Origin of the sequence: Streptomyces sp. 2A115 (assembly GCF_052245575.1) — a bacterium.
Classification (GTDB): Bacteria; Actinomycetota; Actinomycetes; order Streptomycetales; family Streptomycetaceae; genus Streptomyces.
On the sequence record NZ_JBQQCG010000008.1, the window covers coordinates 135,311 to 156,284 of the forward strand.

At 70.1% G+C, this 20,974-nt stretch carries 19 protein-coding genes; 1 reads left to right on the plus strand and 18 read right to left on the minus strand.

Going from position 1 to position 20,974, the window contains the following annotated elements; all coding sequences use genetic code 11:
- The 7 genes from ACTWQR_RS10175 to ACTWQR_RS10205 all read right to left on the minus strand — a co-directional run bounded on the left by ACTWQR_RS10175 (position 1) and on the right by ACTWQR_RS10205 (position 6,269).
- A complete protein-coding gene (locus ACTWQR_RS10175; protein ID WP_443226626.1) occupies positions 1–1,980 on the minus strand; it encodes a prolyl oligopeptidase family serine peptidase in 1,980 nt (659 codons plus the stop codon).
- 5 nt (positions 1,981–1,985) lie between these two features.
- Positions 1,986–3,320 carry a M20/M25/M40 family metallo-hydrolase gene (locus tag ACTWQR_RS10180; RefSeq protein WP_443226627.1) on the minus strand — a complete coding sequence of 445 codons (1,335 nt, stop codon included), beginning with the start codon at positions 3,318–3,320 and terminating at the stop codon, positions 1,986–1,988.
- Positions 3,313–4,149: a M55 family metallopeptidase gene (locus tag ACTWQR_RS10185; protein ID WP_443226628.1), complete on the minus strand. Its 837-nt coding sequence runs from the start codon at positions 4,147–4,149 to the stop codon at positions 3,313–3,315. Before ACTWQR_RS10185 ends, ACTWQR_RS10180 begins: the two co-directional genes overlap by 8 nt.
- A 77-nt stretch (positions 4,150–4,226) precedes the next feature.
- Positions 4,227–4,364 (minus strand): hypothetical protein, encoded by a 138-nt coding sequence (locus ACTWQR_RS10190; RefSeq protein WP_443226629.1) that lies wholly within the window; start codon positions 4,362–4,364, stop codon positions 4,227–4,229.
- A gap of 25 nt (positions 4,365–4,389) precedes the next feature.
- Positions 4,390–4,632 carry a MoaD/ThiS family protein gene (locus ACTWQR_RS10195; protein WP_443226630.1) on the minus strand — a complete coding sequence of 81 codons (243 nt, stop codon included), beginning with the start codon at positions 4,630–4,632 and terminating at the stop codon, positions 4,390–4,392.
- A 48-nt stretch (positions 4,633–4,680) separates the two neighbouring features.
- Positions 4,681–5,703 carry a GTP 3',8-cyclase MoaA gene (moaA, locus tag ACTWQR_RS10200; protein ID WP_443226631.1) on the minus strand — a complete coding sequence of 341 codons (1,023 nt, stop codon included), beginning with the start codon at positions 5,701–5,703 and terminating at the stop codon, positions 4,681–4,683.
- Positions 5,700–6,269: a molybdopterin synthase catalytic subunit gene (locus ACTWQR_RS10205; protein ID WP_443226632.1), complete on the minus strand. Its 570-nt coding sequence runs from the start codon at positions 6,267–6,269 to the stop codon at positions 5,700–5,702. Before ACTWQR_RS10205 ends, moaA begins: the two co-directional genes overlap by 4 nt.
- A gap of 565 nt (positions 6,270–6,834) precedes the next feature.
- Here ACTWQR_RS10205 and ACTWQR_RS10210 point away from each other — a divergent pair.
- Entirely contained in the window at positions 6,835–7,770 is a 936-nt protein-coding gene (locus ACTWQR_RS10210; RefSeq protein WP_443226633.1) for a helix-turn-helix domain-containing protein, read from the plus strand.
- Between the two features lie 71 nt (positions 7,771–7,841).
- Here the strand turns inward: ACTWQR_RS10210 and ACTWQR_RS10215 are convergent, their stop codons facing one another.
- The 11 genes from ACTWQR_RS10215 to ACTWQR_RS10265 all read right to left on the minus strand — a co-directional run bounded on the left by ACTWQR_RS10215 (position 7,842) and on the right by ACTWQR_RS10265 (position 20,916).
- Positions 7,842–8,828: an NAD(P)/FAD-dependent oxidoreductase gene (locus tag ACTWQR_RS10215; protein ID WP_443226634.1), complete on the minus strand. Its 987-nt coding sequence runs from the start codon at positions 8,826–8,828 to the stop codon at positions 7,842–7,844.
- Between the two features lie 34 nt (positions 8,829–8,862).
- Entirely contained in the window at positions 8,863–9,189 is a 327-nt protein-coding gene (gene fdxA / locus ACTWQR_RS10220) for a ferredoxin (protein ID WP_443226635.1), read from the minus strand.
- Between the two features lie 62 nt (positions 9,190–9,251).
- The gene (locus ACTWQR_RS10225) at positions 9,252–11,393 is read right to left on the minus strand and encodes a molybdopterin-containing oxidoreductase family protein (RefSeq protein WP_443226636.1); all 2,142 of its coding nucleotides are present in this window, start codon (positions 11,391–11,393) and stop codon (positions 9,252–9,254) included.
- Between the two features lie 297 nt (positions 11,394–11,690).
- Positions 11,691–12,368 (minus strand): GntR family transcriptional regulator, encoded by a 678-nt coding sequence (locus ACTWQR_RS10230; protein WP_443226637.1) that lies wholly within the window; start codon positions 12,366–12,368, stop codon positions 11,691–11,693.
- A gap of 68 nt (positions 12,369–12,436) precedes the next feature.
- Positions 12,437–13,438 carry a proline racemase family protein gene (locus tag ACTWQR_RS10235; RefSeq protein ID WP_443226638.1) on the minus strand — a complete coding sequence of 334 codons (1,002 nt, stop codon included), beginning with the start codon at positions 13,436–13,438 and terminating at the stop codon, positions 12,437–12,439.
- A gap of 150 nt (positions 13,439–13,588) precedes the next feature.
- Entirely contained in the window at positions 13,589–14,479 is an 891-nt protein-coding gene (locus ACTWQR_RS10240) for a dihydrodipicolinate synthase family protein (RefSeq protein ID WP_443226639.1), read from the minus strand.
- A gap of 65 nt (positions 14,480–14,544) precedes the next feature.
- Complete coding sequence (locus ACTWQR_RS10245; RefSeq protein WP_443226640.1) at positions 14,545–15,963, minus strand: FAD-dependent oxidoreductase; 1,419 nt, start codon at positions 15,961–15,963, stop codon at positions 14,545–14,547.
- Positions 15,956–16,264 (minus strand): (2Fe-2S)-binding protein, encoded by a 309-nt coding sequence (locus tag ACTWQR_RS10250; RefSeq protein ID WP_443226641.1) that lies wholly within the window; start codon positions 16,262–16,264, stop codon positions 15,956–15,958. Before ACTWQR_RS10250 ends, ACTWQR_RS10245 begins: the two co-directional genes overlap by 8 nt.
- Positions 16,261–17,439 (minus strand): NAD(P)/FAD-dependent oxidoreductase, encoded by a 1,179-nt coding sequence (locus ACTWQR_RS10255; RefSeq protein WP_443226642.1) that lies wholly within the window; start codon positions 17,437–17,439, stop codon positions 16,261–16,263. The genes ACTWQR_RS10250 and ACTWQR_RS10255 overlap by 4 nt, the downstream gene beginning before the upstream one ends.
- Positions 17,440–17,588: 149 nt before the next feature.
- Positions 17,589–18,311, minus strand: a complete 723-nt coding sequence (locus ACTWQR_RS10260) for a class I SAM-dependent methyltransferase (RefSeq protein ID WP_443226643.1) — start codon at positions 18,309–18,311, stop codon at positions 17,589–17,591.
- A gap of 154 nt (positions 18,312–18,465) precedes the next feature.
- Positions 18,466–20,916 carry a SpoIIE family protein phosphatase gene (locus ACTWQR_RS10265; protein ID WP_443226644.1) on the minus strand — a complete coding sequence of 817 codons (2,451 nt, stop codon included), beginning with the start codon at positions 20,914–20,916 and terminating at the stop codon, positions 18,466–18,468.
- Positions 20,917–20,974 lie beyond the last annotated feature (58 nt).

A 20,974-nucleotide genomic window follows, 5' to 3' on the forward strand; every position in this document is an offset into this window, starting at 1 on the left:
TCACTTGGCGAGCTCCAGGGTGGGGATACCGGGCGGATTCAGGCCGAAGACCTGGGCGTAGAGGGAGAGTTCGGACTCCAGGACCCGCACCATCGTGTCCAGGCGCCGGAAGCCGTGACTCTCGCCCTCGAAGGCGATGTAGGCGTGCCGCACGCGTCGCGGCTGCTCCTCCACGCGGGCCAGGAACCGCTCGCACTGGGCGGGTGGGCAGATGACGTCGTCGAGACCCTGGAGGAGCAGGAAGGGGGTGGTGATGCGGTCGGCGTGCTCGACGGGCGAGCGCTCGACGTACCGGCCGGGGACCTCGGCGAGCGGTCCGACGAGGCTCTCCAGGTACTGGGACTCGAAGTCGTGGGTCTCTCCGATGCCCCAGCCCGCGAGGTCGAGGACGGGGTAGAGGATGGTCCCGCAGGCGTACACCTCGGTGCTCACCAGCGACGCGGCCGCCGTCCAGCCGCCCGCGCTGGCGCCGCGGATGGCGAGCCTGTCGCCGTCGGCGGTGCCCTCCTCGGCGAGGGCGAGCGCCACGGCCGCGCAGTCCTCGACGTCCACGACACCCCACTGCTCGCGCAGCCGGTTGCGGTACTCACGGCCGTGCCCGGTGGACCCGCCGTAGTTGACCTCGGCGACACCGATGCCCCGGGAGGTGAAGTACGCGATCTGGAGGTCCAGGACGAGTGGTGCGCGGCTGGTGGGGCCCCCGTGCGCCCAGACGACGTACGGCGGCAGTTCGTCGCCGGGTGCTACCTGACCGGGGTGGTGCGGCGGGTAGACGTGCGCGTGGATCTCGCGCCCGGCGGGCCCGGTGAAGGTGCGGATCAGCGGTTCCGGGTAGTACGCGGGGTCCACCGGGTCGTCGTGCGCGGCGCCGATGACGCGCGCCCGGCCGGTGCGGGCGTCGAGCTCGACCACCTCGTACGCGCTGCGCGGGCTGGCCGCGATGCCGACGACGCGGCTGCCGTCGACGGCGAGTGTGGCCGCGAACTCCGTCCAGGGTCCGGCCGCGTCGACGACCTCGCCGGTCTCCGGGTCGAGGATGCCGAGCGCGGTGGCGCCCCGGCCGTGCACGACGGCGATCAGGCCGTCCGCCAGGGGTGCGAACCAGCACTGCCCGATCTTCCACAGCGGCCCGCCGAACTCCTCCTCGCGCGGGCACAGGGGCTCGCCGTCCCGGTAGAGATTCCACCAGCCGGTGCGGTCGCTCGCGTAGAGCAAGGCACCGTCGGAGGACCAGTCGGCCTGGGCGATCGACTCGTCCGCGCCGCCGCCGGCCTTCCGGGTCCCGCGCAATGTTCCGTCGGGAGCCACCTCGGCGACCATCAGCTCGGTCCCGTCCCACGGCATCCGCGGGTGGTCCCACGCGAGCCAGGCGGCTCGGCTCCCGTCGGGCGAGAGCCGGGGCCCGGTGACGAACCGGTGCTGCCCGTCGGTGAGTTCGCGTACCGCGTCCAGGTCCTGGGCCGCCGAGCCGTCCAGCGGAACCGCCGCGACGACCCTGCGCACATCGGTGGGTCCGTCGCCGGTGAACTCCTCCAGTACGCACCAGACTTCGCCCAGTTCGAGGTGCAACCGCGGGTCCACCCACCGCAGTCCGCCGCCCACGAGCGACACGGGCGTGAGCGGGCGCGGCTCTTCGTCGGGGGCGGCGGGCTCGTACGCGTACAGCCGCTGGTCGGCGAAGTCGACGAAGACCACCAGCGGCCCGTCCTCGCGCATCACCCCGGTCCAGGGCTGTCCGCCGTACTCGATGACACGACTGCGGACGTTCCACGGGGCGGGCAGCACCGACTCCTCGGTGCCGTCGGCGCGGCGGCGGACCAGGGTGCGGCGGCCGCCCTCGGTGGGCCGGGGCTCGGTCCACCAGGCCTCGTCGCCGACGAAGCCGACGTAGTCGGGGTGCCCGTCGTGCGCGGCGGCCAGCGACGCGTCGATGGGCGAAGTCCAGGAACCATAGGCCAGGGTCTGCACGATGTCCCCCATCTTCCCTAGGCCGTGCGCAGAAAACGGTCGAGCACGCGGACGCCGAAGTGGAGCGCCTCGACCGGCACGCGCTCGTCGACGCCGTGGAAGAGGGCCTGGTAGTCGAATCCCACGGGGAGCTTCAGCGGCGTGAACCCGTATCCGGTGATGCCGAGGCGCGAGAACTGCTTGGCGTCCGTGCCGCCGGACATGCAGTACGGCACTACATTCCCCTCGGGCGCGAACTCCTCCACGGCCGCGCGCATCTTGGCGTACGTCGTCGAGTCCACCGGCGCCTGCAGGGCCACCTCACGGTGGTGGAACTCCCACTCCACGTCGGGTCCGGTGAGCTGGTCAAGGGTCGTGCGGAACTCGTCCTCGGTGCCGGGCAGAAAGCGGCCGTCCACGTGGGCGACGGCCTCCCCCGGAATCACGTTGATCTTGTAACCGGCGTTGAGCATGGTGGGGTTGGCGCTGTTGCGCACGGTGGCTTCGACGAGAGAGGCGGCAGGCCCCAACTTGTCCAGCAGCCCGTCCACATCGTCGAGATCGGCCTCGATGCCGTACAGCGCGGCCATTTCGGTGAGCGCCGCGCTGACGGTCGGGGTGAGCCGGACGGGCCACTCGTGGGCACCGATCCGGGCGATCGCGGCGGCGAGACGGGTCACCGCGTTGGCGTGGTTCACCTTGGAGCCGTGGCCGGCCCGGCCGCGTGCGGTGAGCTTCAGCCAGCCGGTGCCGCGCTCACCGGCCCCGACGGGATACAGCTCGCGGCCGGCGCCGTCGTGGAAGGTGAACGCCCCGGACTCGCTGATGCCCTCGGTGCAGCCCTCGAAGAGGCCCGGATGCCGGTCGGCGAGGAAACCCGAGCCGTCCTCGGCGCTCGCCTCCTCGTCGGCGGTGAAGGCGATGACCAGGTCACGGCGGGGGCGTACACCGGAGCGCGCCCATTGCCGGACGACCGCGAGGATCATCGCGTCCATGTTCTTCATGTCGACCGCGCCCCGGCCCCAGACGACCCCGTCGCGGATCTCCCCGGAGAACGGGTGCACGCTCCAGTCCGCCGCCTCCGCCGGTACGACGTCCAGGTGACCGTGGACGAGCAGCGCGTCGGCGGACGGGTCGGTGCCCGTCAGGCGCGCGACGACGTTCGTACGCCCCTTCGTGCGCTCCAGGAGGGTCGGCTCCAGGCCCGCCTCGGCGAGCCGGGCGGCGGCGTACTCGGCGGCCGGCCGCTCCTGGCAGTCCCCACCGCCACGGTTGGTGGTGTCGCAGCGGATGAGGTCGGAGGTGAACCGGACGACCTCGTCGAGGGCCTGCTCGTCAACCACGCGCTCGTCGATCGTGCGCTCGTCAGCCATACGCTTCCTCCACTGCGGCCGAGACGATCGTGGTGACCGCCTTGAAGGCTCGGATGCCCTCGTACATGGTCGGGCTGGTGTACGCGACCTTCCGTTCCCCGGTCCGGTCGACGCCCGGGACGACGGTGGCCGCCATGGCCAGGTGCTCGGCGTCGAACTCGAGCGCCACGGTGAAGGGGCCCGCCCGGGTGGGCTCGTGCCGGACCGCGAGCTGGGCGGCCTCCTTCGCCGCCGCTCGGATGTCGGCGGCGGTACGGGCCGGAGTCCGGCACACGGCCGCGTACCGCGAGACGTGGTCCTTGACGGCGATCTTCAGCGCCTCGGGCGCGTAGCCGAGCGCGTCCTCGCAGGCCACGTCGTCGCCGGTGACCAGGACCACGGGGACCCCGTACTCGGCGACGACGTGCGCGTTGAGCAGGCCCTCGCTGGCCCGTACGTCGTTGACCCACACGCCGGTGATCGAGTTGGCGAGGTAGGTGTGGGCGAGTACGCCCTCCATGCCCGCCCCCGCGTGATAGCCGACGAACGCGATGCCGTCGACGTCCCCGTGCTGCACACCCTCGACCATGGACAGCGACTTGTGCCGCCCGGTGAGCATCTCGGCCCGTTCGTCCAGCTCCTCAAGGAGCAGATTGCGCATGGTCCAGTGGGCCTCGTTGATGAGGACCTCGTCGGCGCCTCCATCGAAGAAGCCGCGGACGGCGGCGTTCACGTCCGAGGTGAACATCGACCGGCACCGCTCCCACTGCGGTGTGCCCGGCAGCACGTCGGCCGGCCAGGTCACCCCGGTGGCGCCCTCCATGTCGGCGCTGATGAGGATCTTTGCCATGCTCCAGTTGTATCGCAGTCGGGAGGCGGCCCACAGGGACGGGCCGACCGGTTCCTGGGATCCTCCTCAGCGGGGAGCTACACACCGTCGAGCAACAGGATGTCCACCTCGTCACCTCGGTCGGCGTCCGTGAGTTGCTCCGGGAGCGCGATGAGGCAATTGGCACGGGTGAACGATGTGAGCCTCTCGGCACGGTAGTCATCGACCGAACTCATGTGGACCGGCAACTCCGTAGATCCCTCAGCCACCGCTGATCGGTGGCAGGACGGCGATCTCGTCATCCGGCGCGCACGCGGCGCCGGTCGCGTCCTGTCGGCCCTCGCCGTTGACCCAGACGCGTGAGTAGGCGAGGACTTCGGCGAAGGCGGGGCCGTAGCGGCTGCACGCCTGCTCGAGTACCTCCCCGAGAGTGCCTCCAGGGATCACGTCATTACTTCGTCCAGCCGCTTCACGCGCGGCGGCGAACAGCAGCAAGCGGGGCATGGCTCTTCTCCGATTCCTTCCGTTTCCGACATCTCCGTCGGGGACTGGTCAGCCGCCGATGTAGGACATCTCCACGCGCTTCGCCACGGTCTCGGGCCGCCCACGCAGCTCGGAATACCGGTCCTCACGTACCGTCCAGAGCCCGCGGATGACGTCGAGTAGTTCCGCGTCGCTCGCGCCTGCCCGGAGCAGCGCTCGGAAATCCGTTCCACTTGATGCGAACAGGCAGGTGTGGAGCTTTCCGTCGGCGGAAAGGCGGGCGCGGGAACAGGTGCCGCAGAAGGATTGCGTCACTGATCCGATCACGCCGATTTCGCCTGCTCCGTCGCGGTACCGGTAGCGCGTGGCGACCTCGCCGGGCTGGCTGGGGGCGACGGGCACAAGCGGGTATCGGGCGTTGATCAAGCCCAACACGGATGCCGAAGGCAGTACTTCACCCAGCTGCCAGTGGTTCGTTCCGCCGACGTCCATGTACTCGATGAATCGAAGGATGTGCCCGCTGCCGCGGAAATACTCGGCCATGGGCAGGACGGACGACTCGTTGACGGCCCTCTTCACCACCATATTGACCTTGAGGGGGGTGAGACCTGCCTGGGTCGCGGCCTCGATACCGGCCAGCACCCGGGCCACTGGGACGGCTGTGTCGGTTATTCGCGCGAAGACCGAGTCGTCCAGGGAGTCCAGGCTCACCGTTGCCCGTCGCAGGCCGGCTGCGGCGAGTCGGTCGGCCTTGGCCGGCAGGAGAACCCCGTTGGTGGTCATGGCGAGATCGACTTCGGGGATCGACGCGAGCGCTCGCACCACGTCCTCGATCCCACGTCGCAGCAGGGGCTCACCGCCAGTGAGCCGGATCTTTCGCACGCCGAGGGAAACGAACAGCCGAGCCAACCGCTCGATCTCGCCGGGGGCCAGCAGATCGTCGCGGCCGAGATACCGGTGCGCCGACCCGAAGTGCTCTCGGGGCATGCAATAGCGGCAGCGGAAATTGCACCGGTCGGTGAGAGAGATCCGCAGGTCGCGCAGGGGGCGCCCGCGAACGTCGAGCAAGCTTGCTCCCGGCTTGCCCGTCATGTCGCCATCGCTCCCTGGTCCCGTGGCGAATCCCACCGCCGTGCGGCGTCGCCCACGGTCTCGATCTGGTGCCCCGTGGGCACCCAGTGACCTCCACCGTCCTGGGAGTACTCGCGCTTCCACACCGGGACCGCTTCCTTGATCACGTCGATGCAGAATCGCGCCGCGCTGAACGCCTCCTCGCGATGCGCCGCCGAGACGACCACCAGCACGCCGGCCTGGGTTACCGGCACGTGGCCCACCCGGTGGAACAACGCCACCCGGCCCAGGTCGGGCCACCGGTTCCGTGCCGCGCCGGCGATCTGCCGCAGTCGCGGGACCACATGCCGCTCGAATGCCTCGTAATCGATGGCAACGACCCGGTCACACTCGCTGCTGTGGTCCCGGACCGCGCCGGTGAACGACACCACGGCACCACATCCGGGCCTGGTGGCCCAAGCCAGCGCCGGGTCAGCCCGGAGTTCCGCGCGACTGAGCCCGACCCAATGGTCATCTGCCTGTATGTCGTCCGCCGGAGGTGCCCCGATCACCGCGGCTCCGGTGCCGACCGCGTAGTGCCTGTTCATTGTCGTCCCCTCAGACCGCTGGGGCGCAGGGGTATCGCCTGTACGGCGGCCGCCATCTGCTGCGCTGCGAACAATTCAGTTCCCTTTTGACCGGCTGATCAGTTCCCTTTTGACCGGCTGATTCGAGTACGCAGCCAAAGGCCTGGGCGCCCACCCAATTCTGGCGTGGCGGCCGGCTCTTCCGTTGTCGCGTTTCGCCATGATCTATGAGGCCGGCCCGGCGCCGCGTCACTTTCCGCGCCATCTCCTTGACGAAACGCGACACGACATCCCAGAGAATTCAGGTGCCTGCGCTTGCTCCGCAGCCTGGAATGGTTGCCCGGATCACCCGGCGGCCGCCCATCAAGATCATTCCGTGAATCATAGTTTTCTTATTGTTTACAGACATCCAACATCGGGGGGACACAGGGCGCGCTAGCTTCCGGCGAAGAGTGGAGTGCCGTGATCTCGAAAACGAGTACGGCCGTAGCGGGCCGCAGGTGCCCCGGCTACGCAAACCAGCAGCGGCCAAGCGAGGTTCGCCATGTCGTCAGCGCCCGATGTCACGTTTGCGACCACCACGGATGTGACCACAACGAGCCGGCACGGCGTGTGGCGCGACATGCTGCGGGAACACTTCGTGACCCTGGACGTCGGTGCCACATCGGACGGCCAGTTCACCGGCGGGGTGCGCAGCAGCTTCCTCGGCCACCTTCGGGTGTCCAGTGTCCGCTCGGTGACTCAGGAGATCGCTCGCACGGATGACCTGTTGCACCGCGATGGCGCGCGATACCTGCAGGTGGGTCTGGTCCGCAGCGGGGAGGCACACGTCACCCAGGACGGCCGTGCGTGCGTGCTGCGGCCAGGCGATTTCGTGGTCTACGAGACGGAGCGGCCGTTCTCCTGGGCACTGCGAGCGGAGCCCCAGCTTCCGCAGTGGGAGCTGAGCGTCTTCACCTGGCCGCGTGAGACGGTGAAACTGACCGAGCACGAATCGCCGCAGGTCACCTGCCATGCGCTGGACGGCAGCAGCGGGATCACGGGCGTACTCAGCCGCATGCTCGCCGATCTGCTCGTCACCAGCCCCACGGTCAGCCCCCCGAACGCGGCTCGCCTCGCGGACGAGGTCGGTGAGCTGGTCGCCACCATCGCGGCCGAGGCGTCAGGGCTCGGAGGCGGGAGCGCTGCTCACGAGGGACTGCTGCGACAGATCGACGCCTACATCGACCAGAACCTCGACGATCCCTGCCTGAGCCCGACGCTGGTCGCTCACGCGCACTTCATCTCGACCCGCCAACTGCAGCGGCTGTTCGCGCGGCGGGGAAGCACGGTGGCTCAGGTCATTCGACAGCGACGGCTGGAACGGTGTCGCCGTGAGCTCCTCGCCCGGGCGGATCGTGAACTGACGCTCACGGAGATCAGCGTGCGCTGGGGTTTCAGCGAGCTGGCCGTCTTCAGCCGGGCTTTTCGCGAGGTGTACGGGATGTCCCCGAGCGAGTACCGCGCACGCGCCCGGTCGTAATCCAGAAGGCTCCCGGGGGCTGGACCTGCCTGCTGTCAGCATGCCCGGCCCCCTGCCGTCAGCCCCAGCTGTCAGCCTCCGCCGCCGGCACGCTGGAGCGCGTCGCTCGAATGCCCCGGGACGGCCTGCAGCCGGGAGTCGACCAGGGGAGCCAGGTTGTTGATCGCGAGTGCCGCCTCGCCGAATCCGACGGAGATGAGTTTGATCTTGCCGTCGTAGTCCGCGATGTCGCCTGCCGCGAACACACGCCTGAAGTTCGTGCGCATGAATCGGTCCACCAGGAGATGCCGGCCGCGGAGTGCCAGACCCCATTGTGTGATCGGGCCGATGTTGGACAGGAAGCCGAGCGCGGCCACCACTGAGTCGGCCTTCAGCACTTCCCCGGCGCCGGACCGCGCGTGTGCGATCTCCACTTCCTCGATCTGCCGACCCCCACGGACGGCCCGCACCTCGAACGGCGTGCACAGCCGGACGGACGAGGCATGCAGAAGCTGAACGCTGTAGTCGTGCGCGCGAAACTGCTGCCGCCGGTGCACCAGCGTGACGCTGCGGGCGACTGGTTCCAGGCTCAGGGCCCAGTCCACGGCTGAGTCCCCGCCCCCGACGATGACCACGTCGGTGCCAGCCAACTCGTCCGGCCTCGGCACGAAGTACTTCAGGCCGCGGTTCTCGTACCCCACCGCCGCGGGCAGCGGGCGGGGACTGAAGCTACCGATCCCGCCGGTGATCAAGGCGGCCCTCGCCGCCACGACAGTCCCCCGGCTGGTGGTGATCTCGACTCCCTGGTCGGTCTCGGTCAAGGTGGTGGCCTGATGGCCGAGGAGGTATTCCGGCTTGGCCATGGCCGCCTGTTCGACCAGGGAGTCGACGAGGTCCTGGGCCCGCACCGCGGGGAAGCCCGCGACGTCGTACACCTGTTTCTCCGGATACAGCGCCGCCATCTGTCCGCCGGGTTGTTCCAGGGCGTCGACAAGCGCTACGGACAGACCCCGGAACCCCGCGTAATAGGCCGCGTACAGCCCGGTTGGCCCTGCGCCGACGATGGCCACGTCCACCATGCGGCGCCCCCCCGGATCCGCGGAGGGGGGCAGTTCACTCGGCACGGTCGGTCCGCCTCCCGTCCACCAGCGCGTGATCGACCCCGACCGGCCCACGCGGGGTCGCCCCGCCGGCCGCGTCCGGGTGCTCATCGAAGAACTCGACGGCGGCTTCCTTGAAGGGAACTGCCTCCTCAGGCAGTTTGTGCTCCCAGTGAATGGCGTCGCTGGGGCAGGCCGGCATGCACTTACCGCAATCGACGCATTCGTCGGGGTGGATATACATCATCCGGTCGCCCTGATAAATACAGTCGACCGGGCACTCTTCGACGCAGGACCGATCCAGGATGTCCAGACAGGCGTCCGTCACAACATAAGCCATGGTTTTTCCTCGTGATGTCGTCTGTGCGCGCCATTCAGCAGGCAGCGCCACTCGAAAAGGACTCAGGCCCCTTCGATCTGAATCAGGGTGTCGGAGAACGTCGGCGCGTTCCCCAGGTCGGCGAAAATCGTCGGCGTCACAGAGGCGATCGTCGAGAGTGTCTTGGCGTGCTTGCGCCATCCCCCCATGGGAGACACAGCCACGCCGGTCAGGACCGAGGCATCGACCTTGGCGCGGGCCACGAACTCGCCGCGGTCATTGAACACACGCACGTACTGGCCGGTCGTGATGCCCCGCTCTTCGGCATCCTCCGCACTGATGAGGATCGTCTGCTCCCCCTGCACTTTGCGGTGCATGGGCAGATTGGCGCTGCTGGAGTTGATGTACGCGTGCGACTTCGGAGTGAGCAGGTTCAGCGGGTACTTCGCGGCCAGTTCCGGGTTCGCGCGGATGGATTCGCGGGGCGGGATGTAATGCGGCAGCGGGTCGATGGGGTTCCCCGGCTGATGGTCATTGGAGCCCTGCCGGAACAGCGGAACCACGAAGTTACCGCCGGCCGCGGCACTGGACTTGAACTCGACCTTGCCCGACGCGGTCGGGAAGTTCCCCTCGGCATGCGGGGCGTACTCATCGGCCGAGGGAAGATTCAGCCGCTGCCAGCCCTTCTCCTTGAGCGACTGCACGGTGATGCCCCGCATCGCCGGCGCCGACCAGTCGAACGCCTCCGCGACCATGTCCTCGTCGGAGCGCCGGAACACGTCGTCGGTGAAGCCCATCCTCGCCGCCAGCCGGCGGAACAACTCGGTGTTCGGCACCGCTTCGCCCAGCGGCTCGATGGACCGGTGGTTGTAGGAGACGTACATATGCCCCCAGGAGAACATGATGTCCTCCTGCTCCAGCTGAGTGGTCGCCGGCAGAACGATGTCGGCGAACTCCGCCGTGTCGGTCATGAACTGCTCGCTCACCACGGTGAACAAGTCCTCACGGCTCAGGCCCTGGATCATCTTGTCCTGGTCGGGACAGACCACGACCGGATTGGAGTTGTACACCATCAGCGCCTTCAGCGGCGGGCCGGACTCCAACCCACCGGTGAGTGCCTCACCGAGGAGATACTGGTTCACCACCCGCGTGCCGGGAGTGAGCATCTCCGGATGCATGAACGCCCCCCAGTTCACGGGGAACGCCCACAGAGGGAGCTGGAGAATTCCACCACCGGGCTTGCGCCAGGCGCCCACCAGAGCCGGCAGGCAGGACAGCGCCCGCACCGTCTGCCCGCCGCCGGCATGCCGCTCGACCGCCACCCCGATACGGATCACGGACGGCTGCGAGGTGGCATACTCCCGCGCCAGTCGGCGAATGTCCTCCGCCGGAACCCCGGTCTCGGCGGCCGCCCACTCCGGCGTGCACTCGGCCACCCGATCGACCAGCTCGTCGTAGCCGACCGTGTAGCGGGCGACGTAGTCGTCGTCGGTGAGCCCCTCGTTGATGATGACGTGCATCATCGCCATGGCCAGCGCGCCGTCGGTACCCGGCCGGATGGGGATGTGCCAGTCGGCGGCCTTCGCCGTCCGCGTCCTGACCGGGTCGACCACCACAACCTTCGCCCCGCGCTTGCGCGCCTCCGCGATGTGCGGCCACAAGTGCAGGTTCGTGCTCATGACATTGCACGCCCAGATCAGGATGAACTTCGAGTGCACGAAGCTCTCCGGGTCCACGCCCGCGCTGTCGCCGATGGTCATCATGTACGCGGTACACGCACCCGAATCGCAATAGGTCCGCTCCGAGACGGTGGCGCCGAGCTTCGCGAAGAAAGGGTCACCGACGTTCAGGCCGTTGAGGATCCCCTGCGTGCCGAGGTAGCTGCACGGCATGATCGCCTCCGGGCCGTACTCCGCCGAGATCGCCCGGAACTTCTCAGCGATCTCGTCCAGCGCCTCGTCCCATGTGATCCGCTCGAACTGACCGCTGCCCTTCGGGCCGGTACGCCGAAGCGGGTAGAGCACCCGATCCGGGCTGTAGACCCGGTCCAAGTAGTTGTCGACCTTCACGCACAGGCCACCGCGGGTGAACGGGTGCTCCCGATCGCCGGCCACCTCGATTGCCTTGCCGTCCTTGACGGTTACGAGCATGGCGCAGGTATCAGGACAGTCGTGCGGGCACGCGCCACGCACCACCGCGCTGCCCGTCGTCGCCGGTGCAGTCATGATTCTCTCCTCGGATCGAAGCTGCTTCGATCGTCGGCGAGCTGATGGGCATCGCGCGCGACACGGCACGACGCCTCTTCGACTCAGCGCGACAGGACTTGTCCCGAAGGTTCCCGGGATGCCGTGCACAGGTAGCGGAGCTTCTTCGGTTCGGCGTCGGCGAACTCGTCGTTCAACAGCAGGGCGCGGGTCCGGGCGGGCAGGTCTGTCGCGGTCGGGGGACGGCTCCAGCCAGGCCGCGTTGACCTGGAAGAGCCAGGAAGGGAAACGGCCGGGAACCCGCCGGATCTCCAGTTGTCACTCGGCCGCCCACAAGCCCCGTACGTGTCCGAGGTGCCGCGTCATGACGGCCCGTACCGTCGCCTCGTCGCGGGCGATGAGCGCGTCGAGGATCTCCAGGTGCTCGGCGGCGGACGCCTCCAGGCGGCCCGCCTTCACCAGCGCGTGCAGGCCGTAGAGACGGGAGCGCTTGCGGAGGTCGCGGACCACCTCGACCAGGTGCTCGTTGCCGGACAGGGCGAGCAGGCCCAGGTGGAAACGCATGTCCGCCTCGACGTGCGCGATGAGGTCACCGCCGGCGGCAGCCGTGACGCTCTCCCGCGCGGCCGGGCGCAGCGCCTCCAGGGCGGCCGGGTCGGCGGTGGCGGCGAGCGCCACGGTCGTGGGAATCTCGATGAGCGAGCGGATGTGGGTGTACTCGTCCAGCTGCTTCTCGGAGACGGCCGTGACCCGGAAGCCCTTGTTGGGCACCGTGTCGACCAGGCCCTCCTTGGCGAGGTCGAGCATGGCCTCGCGTACGGGCGTGGCGGAGACGCCGAAGCGGGCGGCGAGGGTCGGCGCGGAGTGCACCTCGCCCGGGCGCAGTTCCCCGGCGATCAGGGCGGCGCGCAGGGCGTCGGCGACGCGCTCGCGGTAGCTGGGCTTGTTGCCGCCCAGCGTGGGCAGGGCGGGGGCACTGGGGCGCTGGGCGGGCATCGAGGTGTCTCCTTGGCGCTTGGGGCTCTCGTCGGTGCGGGCGGTTCGCGGGCGGTTCGCGGGCGGTTCTAGAGGACGAAGCCCGCCGGGAACGGGTCACTGGGGTCGAGCAGGTACTGGGCCGTGCCGGTCACCCAGGCGCGGCCGGTGAAGCTGGGCAGGACGGCCGGGATTCCGGCGACCTCTGTGGTGCCGAGAAGTCGGCCGGTGAAATGCGTTCCGATGAAGGACTCGTTCAGGAACTCGGTGTGCAGGGGGAGTTCACCGCGTGCGTGCAGCTGGGCCATGCGCGCGCTGGTGCCCGTTCCGCAGGGTGAGCGGTCGAACCAGCCGGGGTGGATCGCCATCGCGTGCCGCGAGTGCCGGGCCGTCGAACCGGGGGCGACGAGGTGCACGTGGTGGCAGCCACGGATGGAGGGGTCCTCGGGGTGGACGGGCTCCTCCTCGGCGTTGATGGCGTCCATCAGCGACAGTCCGGCGGCGAGGATGTCGTCCTTGCGCGCCCGGTCGAAGGGCAGCCCGAACTGGTCGAGCGGCAGGATCGCGTAGAAGTTGCCGCCGTACGCCAGGTCGTAGGTCACCGTCCGCCCGTCGGCGAGCGTGATCTTGCGGTCGAGGCCGACGGAGAAGGACGGCACGTTCTGGAGGGTGACCGCCTTGGCGGCCCCGTCCTCCACCGCGACCTCGGCGACGACGAGGCCGGCCGGGGTGTCGAGGCGGATGGTCGTCACCGGCTCGACGACCTCCACCATGCCGGTCTCGACAAGCACGGTCGCGACGCCGATGGTCCCGTGCCCGCACATCGGGAGATATCCCGAGACCTCGATGTAGATGACGCCGTAGTCGCAGTCGGGGCGGGTGGGCGGCTGGAGGATCGCGCCGCTCATCGCCGAGTGGCCGCGCGGCTCGTTCATCAGCAACTGCTTGATGTCGTCGCGGTGTTCACGGAAGTGGAGGCGGCGTTCGTTCATGGTCGCGCCGGGGACCGTGCCGATGCCGCCGGTGATCACGCGGGTCGGCATGCCCTCGGTGTGCGAGTCGACGGCGTGCAGGACGAGTTTGCTGCGCATGGTCTGCCTCTCGTCGTTTCGGGTGTCGGGCTCGTCGTTTCGGGTGTCGGGCTCGTCGTTTCGGGTGTCGGGCTCGTCGTTTCGGGTGTCGGGCTCGTCGTTTCGGGTGTCGGGCTCGTCGTTTCGGGTGTCGGGCTCGTGGTTCGGGGGTCAGGCGAGCCCGGCGGCCACGGCCCGCTCGGTTGCCTCGCGCACCGCCTTCTCCTGCTCGGGCAGCAGCGGCACGCGCGGCGCCCGGACCGGACCGCCGTGCCGCCCCACGATGTCCATCGACAACTTGATGGCCTGCACGAACTCGACCTTCGAGTCCCAGCGCAGCAGCGGGTGCAGCTGCCGGTAGAGCTTGCCCGCCGTGTCCAGGTCGCCCGCGATCGCGGCGCGGTAGAGGGCGACGCTCGCGGCGGGCAGCGCGTTCGGGTATCCGGCGACCCAGCCCTTGGCGCCCGCGACGGCGAGTTCCAGCAGGACGTCGTCGGCGCCGATCAACAGGTCGAGTTCCGGGGCGAGTTCAGCGATGCGGTAGGCGCGGCGTACGTCGCCGGAGAACTCCTTGACCCCGTGGATGTACCCCTCGCCGTGCAGCCTCGCGAGCAGCTCGGGCACGAGGTCGACCTTGGTGTCGATGGGGTTGTTGTACGCCACGATCGGCACGCCCGCCTTGGCGACCTCCGCGTAGTGGGCGAGGACGGAGCGCTCGTCGGCGCGGTAGGAGTTCGGGGGCAGCAGCATCACGGAGGCGCAGCCAGCGTCGCGCGCCTGCTCGGCCCAGCGGCGGGCCTCGGCCGAACCGTACGCGGCCACGCCCGGCATCACCCGCTGCCCGCCGATCGTGGCGACCGCGGTCTCCACGACCTTGGCCCGCTCCTCAGGGGTGAGCACCTGGTACTCGCCGAGCGAGCCGTTCGGTACGACGCCGTCGCAGCCGTTCTCGACGAGCCACGTGCAGTGGTCGGCGTACTTGTCGTAGTTGACGGAGAGATCGTCGTTCAGCGGCAGCGCGGTGGCGACGAGGACGCCACGCCAGGGGCGGTTGTCGGTCATGAGCGGTCCCATCCGATTCTTAGGGTGTGGCATTGGATGTGGCATTTGACTGGGTTCATTGGATTTCACTGGGATTCACCGGGTTCGCGCGCGAGGATGCCGAGCGGCACAGGCCGGGCGAACGGCCGTCGCGAGGGCGCCTCCGGGCACCCCGCGAGCCCCGCCACCGCGGGCGCGCACATCCGGCCCTGACACCAGCCCATCCCGGCCCGGGTCAGCAACTTCACGGTGCGCACGTCCCCCGCGCCGAGCTCGTCGACGGCCTCCCGGACCGCGGAGGCGGGCACCTCCTCGCAACGGCACACGACGGTGTCGTCGGTGACCTGCTCGGTCCAGTGGGCGGGCGGGCCGTAGACGGTGTCGACAGCCGCGAAGAACTCGCGCAGCCGCGCCCGGGCCTTGGCGGCTGACGCGTACGAACTCCAATCGGGCGTACGGGAGTTGAGCCGCGCGGCGACGGACAGTCCCGCGATCCTGCCCTCGGCCAGCGAGAGCACCGCGCCACCGATTCCCGTGATCTCACCCGCGGCCCACACGCCGGACATGTCGGTGCGCTGCTCGTCGTCCACCGCGACGTTCACCCCGTCGACGCGGCAGCCGAGTGCCTCGGCCAGGTCGGTGTGCGGGAGCATCCCGTGGCCGACGGCGAGGGTGTCGCAGGCGATGCGGCGCTCGGTGCCGGCCCGCACCCGCCCGTCGCCGTCCAGCGCGGCGACGGTCACGGCGTCGAGCCGGCCGGTGCCGTGCGCCGCGACGACGGTGTGGCGGACGTGCACCTTGACCCGGTGCCGCGCCAACTCTGCCGCGTACCGGGCGCCTTCGGCGAGCTTGGCGGGATGGGAGGCGAGGGTACGGGACTGCCGTACGAACCCCTGCGGATCCGCGGACTCCACGAGCGCGGCGACCTTCGCCCCGGCCGAGGCGAGTCCGACGGCGACCGGCATCAGCAGCGGCCCGGTCCCGGCCACCACGGCGGTACGCCCCGGCAGCACGAGCCCGCCTTTGAGCATGGCCTGCGCCCCGCCCGCGGTGACCACTCCGGGGAGGGTCCACCCGGGGAACGGCAGCACCTTCTCGTACCCACCGGTGGCGAGCAGCACCGCGTCGGCGCGGACGGCGACGGCCTCCTCCTGATCGGGACCGAGGAGGGCGTGGACGGTGAAAGCGTCGGAATGCCGCTCCACGAACCAGACATGATGATCCGTCAGGTGCGTGATACGGCCAGCCGTGATCTGCGCCGCGAGCCCGTCCCTCAGTCGCTCCCAGGTGCGCCACTGATGGTGCAGGGCCTGGGGACGGCGGGCGCCGAGCCCCGCGGCGGGCTGACGGTAGAACTGCCCACCCGCCTCCGCCGCGGAGTCGGCCACGGTCACCCGTACCCCGCGTGCGGCCGCGGCCAGGGCGGCAGCGAGACCGGCGGGTCCCGCGCCGATCACCGCGAGGTGCGGTCTCCCCGCCACCGTCGGACGCGGCCGCTCAGCCATGGTGACCGGTCCCTTCCTGCGTGCGAATCACGTCCCCGGCCTCGGCGCGAATCAGACAAGCCCGTTGGTTCGCCCGCCCGTTGACGGTCACCAGGCAGTCGAAGCACACACCGATACCGCAGAAGACACCGCGCGGCTCGCCGCTTCCCCGGGTCGTACGCCAGGACGTGATGCCCGCCGACCAGAGCGCGGCGGCCACCGTCTGGCCGGGCAGGACGGTGATCTCGCGGTTGTCGAAGGTGACGGTGAAGGCGGGTCCTGGCCTGGCGTGGGCCAGTTCCAGCGGGGTGCGGGGTGTCACGGGACCTCCTCGGGCGACGGGTCCGGAAAGCGGTCGGGGCGGAACGGTGCGACGTCCATGTCGGGCTTCTTGTCCGTCAGCGCCTGGGCGATCAAGTGCCCGGTACCGGTGGCGAGTCCGATCCCCGCGCCCTCGTGCCCGCAGGCGTGGAAGAGGCCCGGCACGCGCGCGTCGGGGCCGATCGCGGGCAGGTGGTCGGGCATGTACGGACGGAAACCGAGGTAACCGCGCATGGCCTTGACCGTCTCCAGGAAGGGAAAGAGCCCCGTCGCCCCGGCGGCCAGCGCCCGCGCGACGGGCAGCGAGAAGGAGCGGTCGAAACCGACCCGCTCCCGGCTCGCCCCGATCAGTACCGGTCCCGCGGCCGTCCCCTCCACCACGGGCGAGGTCTGCAGCGCCGCCGAGTCACTGGCCACGTCGGCCACGTAGTCGGCGGCGTACACCTTGCGTCGCACCATGCGCGGCAGTGGCTCGGTGACGAGGACGAAGCCGCGCCGGGGCAGCACGGGCAGGGAGGTCCCGGCCAGCGCGGCCAGTTCCCCGCCCCAGGTGCCGGCCGCGTTGACGACCGCGGGGGTGTGGATGTCGCCTTTGGAGGTACGCACTCCGCGTACAGCCCCCGCCGCCGTGCGCAGCACCTCCGTGACCGTCCAACCGGCCCGCAGCGAGGCCCCGGCGGTGCGGGCGAGCCGTACGAGATGTGCGGCGGCAAGCGTCGGCATCACCTGAGCGTCCTGCGGATAGAGGACTCCGCCCGCGAGTCCAGGCGCCAAGTGCGGTTCCAGGTCGTGGAGTTGACCGGCGGCGACCGGAACGGCGTCCACGCCGGCGGCGAGCTGTCCGGCGGCGAAGGCCTCCAGGGACGCGAGGCCCTCGGGCGCGGAGGCGACGACGAGCCCGCCCTTGGCCTCGTACTCGACGGCCTCGGCCAGCCCGGGCTCGGCGGCGATGTCGGCCCACAACCGCCCCGAGAGCAGGGCGAGTTCGAGTTCGGGCCCCGGTTCCTTGTCGGAGACGAGCAGGTTCCCCTCGCCCGCGCCGGTCGTGCCGCCCGCCACCGGACCGCGGTCCACCAGGATGACGTCGAGGCCCGCCCGGGCCGCGTAAAGGGCGCTGGCCGCGCCCACCATTCCGGCCCCGACGATCACGACATCGCAGGTCAGAGGCTTTGTCACGCCAGTACTATGTCACATATTCCTTTTCGGGCCAAGGGTCTCCAGGCTCGTCCACCCGGGACCTCTACTTCCAGCCCGACGGTCTGAACTACTGCACCGCACCACCGGGGAGATCGCCGGGCCCCGTACCGTGGGCCCGGCGACGCGGCTCAGGTACGCTCCACGACCAGCCACTTCGACGGCAGTTCGATCCGCGTGCCGTCGGGCTGGAACTCCGTGGTGACCAGGGGCAGTTCGCCGCTCGCGAGGACGGTGAGTCCGGCGGCGCGCAGATACTCCGGTACCGCGGCGTCGGACACCGCACCCGGCGCGATGCCGTGCCGGAAGACGGGCGCGAGTTTCGGCGGCGGGCCGGCCGGGCTCTGGGCGAGGCCCCGCAGGACCTGCCCGGCCGCCTCGGCGAGTTCGACGAGGAAGGCGCGGCCTCGCTCGCCGAGGAGCGTCGCGAGGCCGTCGACGAGCGGCTGCCGGTCGTCGGGCTCGCACTGGTGGAGCACGCCGCGCATATAGACGTTGGCGTCGCCGATCTCGGCGTGCAGCGTCTCGGCCTCCCTCTTCTCGGCCGCGTCGAACAGGCGGTACGCGGCCTGGCCCGCCGGATCGGCCTGCCGGGCATGGTCGAGGGCGGCAGCCGACAGATCGGCGCCGACGACGCGCGGATAGCGGTCGGCGAGGAACCGGGTCTGGGTGCCGTTGCCGCAGCCGAGGTCCACGAGGGGCAGGCCGGGAGCCGCCAGGTGCGGCTCGAACAGGGCGAGATGGACGCCCACCGTGACAGCGGGTTCGGCGTCCCAGAACACGGCTCCCTGTTCGTCGGGGGCCTCACGCCAGAAGCCTTCCCAGGCCTCCTTGTAACGAGTCGTCACGCTCATGCCAGCTCCCCAGGATGTGACCACAGACCGCCGAAAAGTGACGGGCAGTCCGGTTTATCGTGCCCCGGGCAAAGCGACAAGCGCGTGGCGCACACCTTCACCGCTCATTCCACAGGCGTACGCCGATGTGAGCGCCCCTCGCGCCCCCAGAGGGTCAGCGACGCGGCACGGTCAACTCGAACCACACCGTCTTGCCGGAGCCCGTGCGGCTGGTCCCCCACTCACGCGCCAGCGTGGTGACCACGCGCATGCCGCGTCCGGACTCGTCGAGCGGGCCCGCGCTGAGCAGCGTCGGCAGGGTGTGGTCGTCGTCGGCCACTTCGACCAGCAGCGTGTCGCCCCGGACCAGCCGCAGTTCGATGGGGCGGCTGTGCGAGTGGCGCACGGCATTGGTGATGAGCTCGCTGACCAGCAACTGGACCGTGTCCACAACGGAGTTGAGGCCCCACACGTGTAGCTGTTCGCGGACCACGGCGCGCGTCCTGCCCACCTCGACCGGGCTGAGCCCGATCCGCCACTGGGCGACGTCCTCGGGCTCGATGCCGTTGAGGCGGGCCATCAGGAGGGCCACGTCGTCCTTGCGGCCGCCTCGGGTGTTGAGAGCGCGGATGATGGTGTCGCAGGCGTCGTCCATGGAGGCGGCCGGGTGCGCGGCGGACTCGCAGAGGGTCGCGAGGCCGACGCCGATGTCCTCGCCGCGCACCTCGACCAGCCCGTCGGTGCACATCACGAGCCGGTCGCCGGGCGCCACCCGGACTCGTACGGACTCGAAGGGGACCCCGCCGACCCCGATGGGCGCGCCCGTCGGGAGATCGAGCAGATCACTGCGGCCGTCCTCGGCTCGGACCAACACCGGGGGAATGTGGCCCGCGTTGGCGATCTCCAGCTCGCTCGCGATGGGGTCGTACACCGCGTACAGGCAGGTCGCGAGGTAGTGCTCGCCGAGGCGTTGCGCCAAGTCGTCCAGGTTGCGCAGGAGTTGGGCGGGCGGCAGGTCGAGGGCCGCCATGGTCTGTACGGCGGTGCGTAACTGGCCCATCATCGCCGCGGAGTTGAGGCCGTGGCCCATCACGTCGCCGACGACGAGAGCGGTCCGGGATCCGGGCAGCTTGACCGAGTCGAACCAGTCGCCGCCGACCCGCCCCAGCAACGTGCCCGGCAGATAGCGGGTGGCGATGTCGCAGCCGGCCATGCGCGGCGCGATGTGCGGCAGCATGCTGTCCTGGAGGGTCTCTGCGACGCTCTCCTGGTACGTGTACATGCGGGCGTTGTCGAGCACGAGCCCGGCGCGTGCGGCGAGTTCGGCACCGGTGACCCGGTCCATGTCGTTGAACTCGACGCGCTCGGGGTGGCGCAGCAGGATCATGAAGCCCAGCACCACGTTGCGGGCCTTGAGGGGCACGATCAGCATGGAGCGGTTGCTGATGAGGGGCCGGATGTCGCGCTTCTCGAACTGGGCGGCGATCATGTGCCCCATCTGCTCGCTGATGCGCGGCACGAGGACGGGCTCGCCGGAGGTCATGCACTGGAAGAACGGGGTGTGCGCCGGGAACGGCATGGCCTCGCCGACCGGCACGACGTCGTCCCAGCGGCCGGGCTCGTCCGTGTGCTCCACAGCGACCCGGTGCCACATCGTGGTCGTGTCGGGCACGCCGTCGGGAAAGCCCTCACCGGCGACGACCTGCTCGCGCAGATACGTCCCGGCCACGTCGGTGAAGCGCGGCACCACGGCCTTGCTGACCTCGACGATCGTGCGGGACAGGTCGAGCGAGGTGCCGATGCGCCCGCTGACCTCGTTCAGGAACTCCAGACGTTCGCGGACGGCGACGTATTCGAGGTCTTCGCCCTCGTCCTCGACATCCTCCGGCAGGGGCTCTCCGGATGCGGCCGCCGCGACCGCCCATTCCCGACGCGCTTTGCGCTCGGCACGCCGGGGCACGCCCCAGTCGGGTGTGACCGGCACCCGGTCGTTCTGGCTGAACTCCAGGATGGGATAGCCCAGTTCGAGTACCTGCGCGACGATGCGGGCACTGTCGCCGACGCTCATGCTGGGCAGGATCTCCGGCAGCCTGCGGGCCAGCTCCTCGGCTCCGGGGAAGTCGGTGTGCAGCGCGAACCCGGGCGCGATGCGCTCCAGGACCACATTTCCGTCGGCGTCATCATCCTGGCGCAGCCCGCCCGCGTCGGCGGCGAGCACCAGGAGTCGCTCCGGACCGGGCCCCACCAGCGGGTACGCCCACCACAGCACGTCGACCCGGTCGCTGCCCGCCACCGTGAGCCGCGCGCGGCCCGCCGCCGGGTAGGACAGCCGCCCGTCGAGCGAGGATTCGAGGTCGGGACCGAGTCCGTCGTAGGCGTCATACGCACCGGAGAGCGTGCTCTCGTCGCCCTCGGGCAGCGCACCGGAGACGGGCAGCAGGTCGACGGCGGAGCGGCCGACCGCTTCCTCCCTGGCCGCACCGAACAGGCGCCGAGCGCCCCGGCTCCAGTGCGAGACCAGACCGTCCCGGTCGACGACGACCACGGCCAGCGGGACACGACCGGCCGCCGCGCCGTTACCGGCCACACGGTCGGGAGTCGCGCCCCTCTTGGTGCCACGGTCCATGACCCAGGCCCTCTCTCCCACGGTCCGCAAAAGTCTGTACCGCCACAACCACGGTACG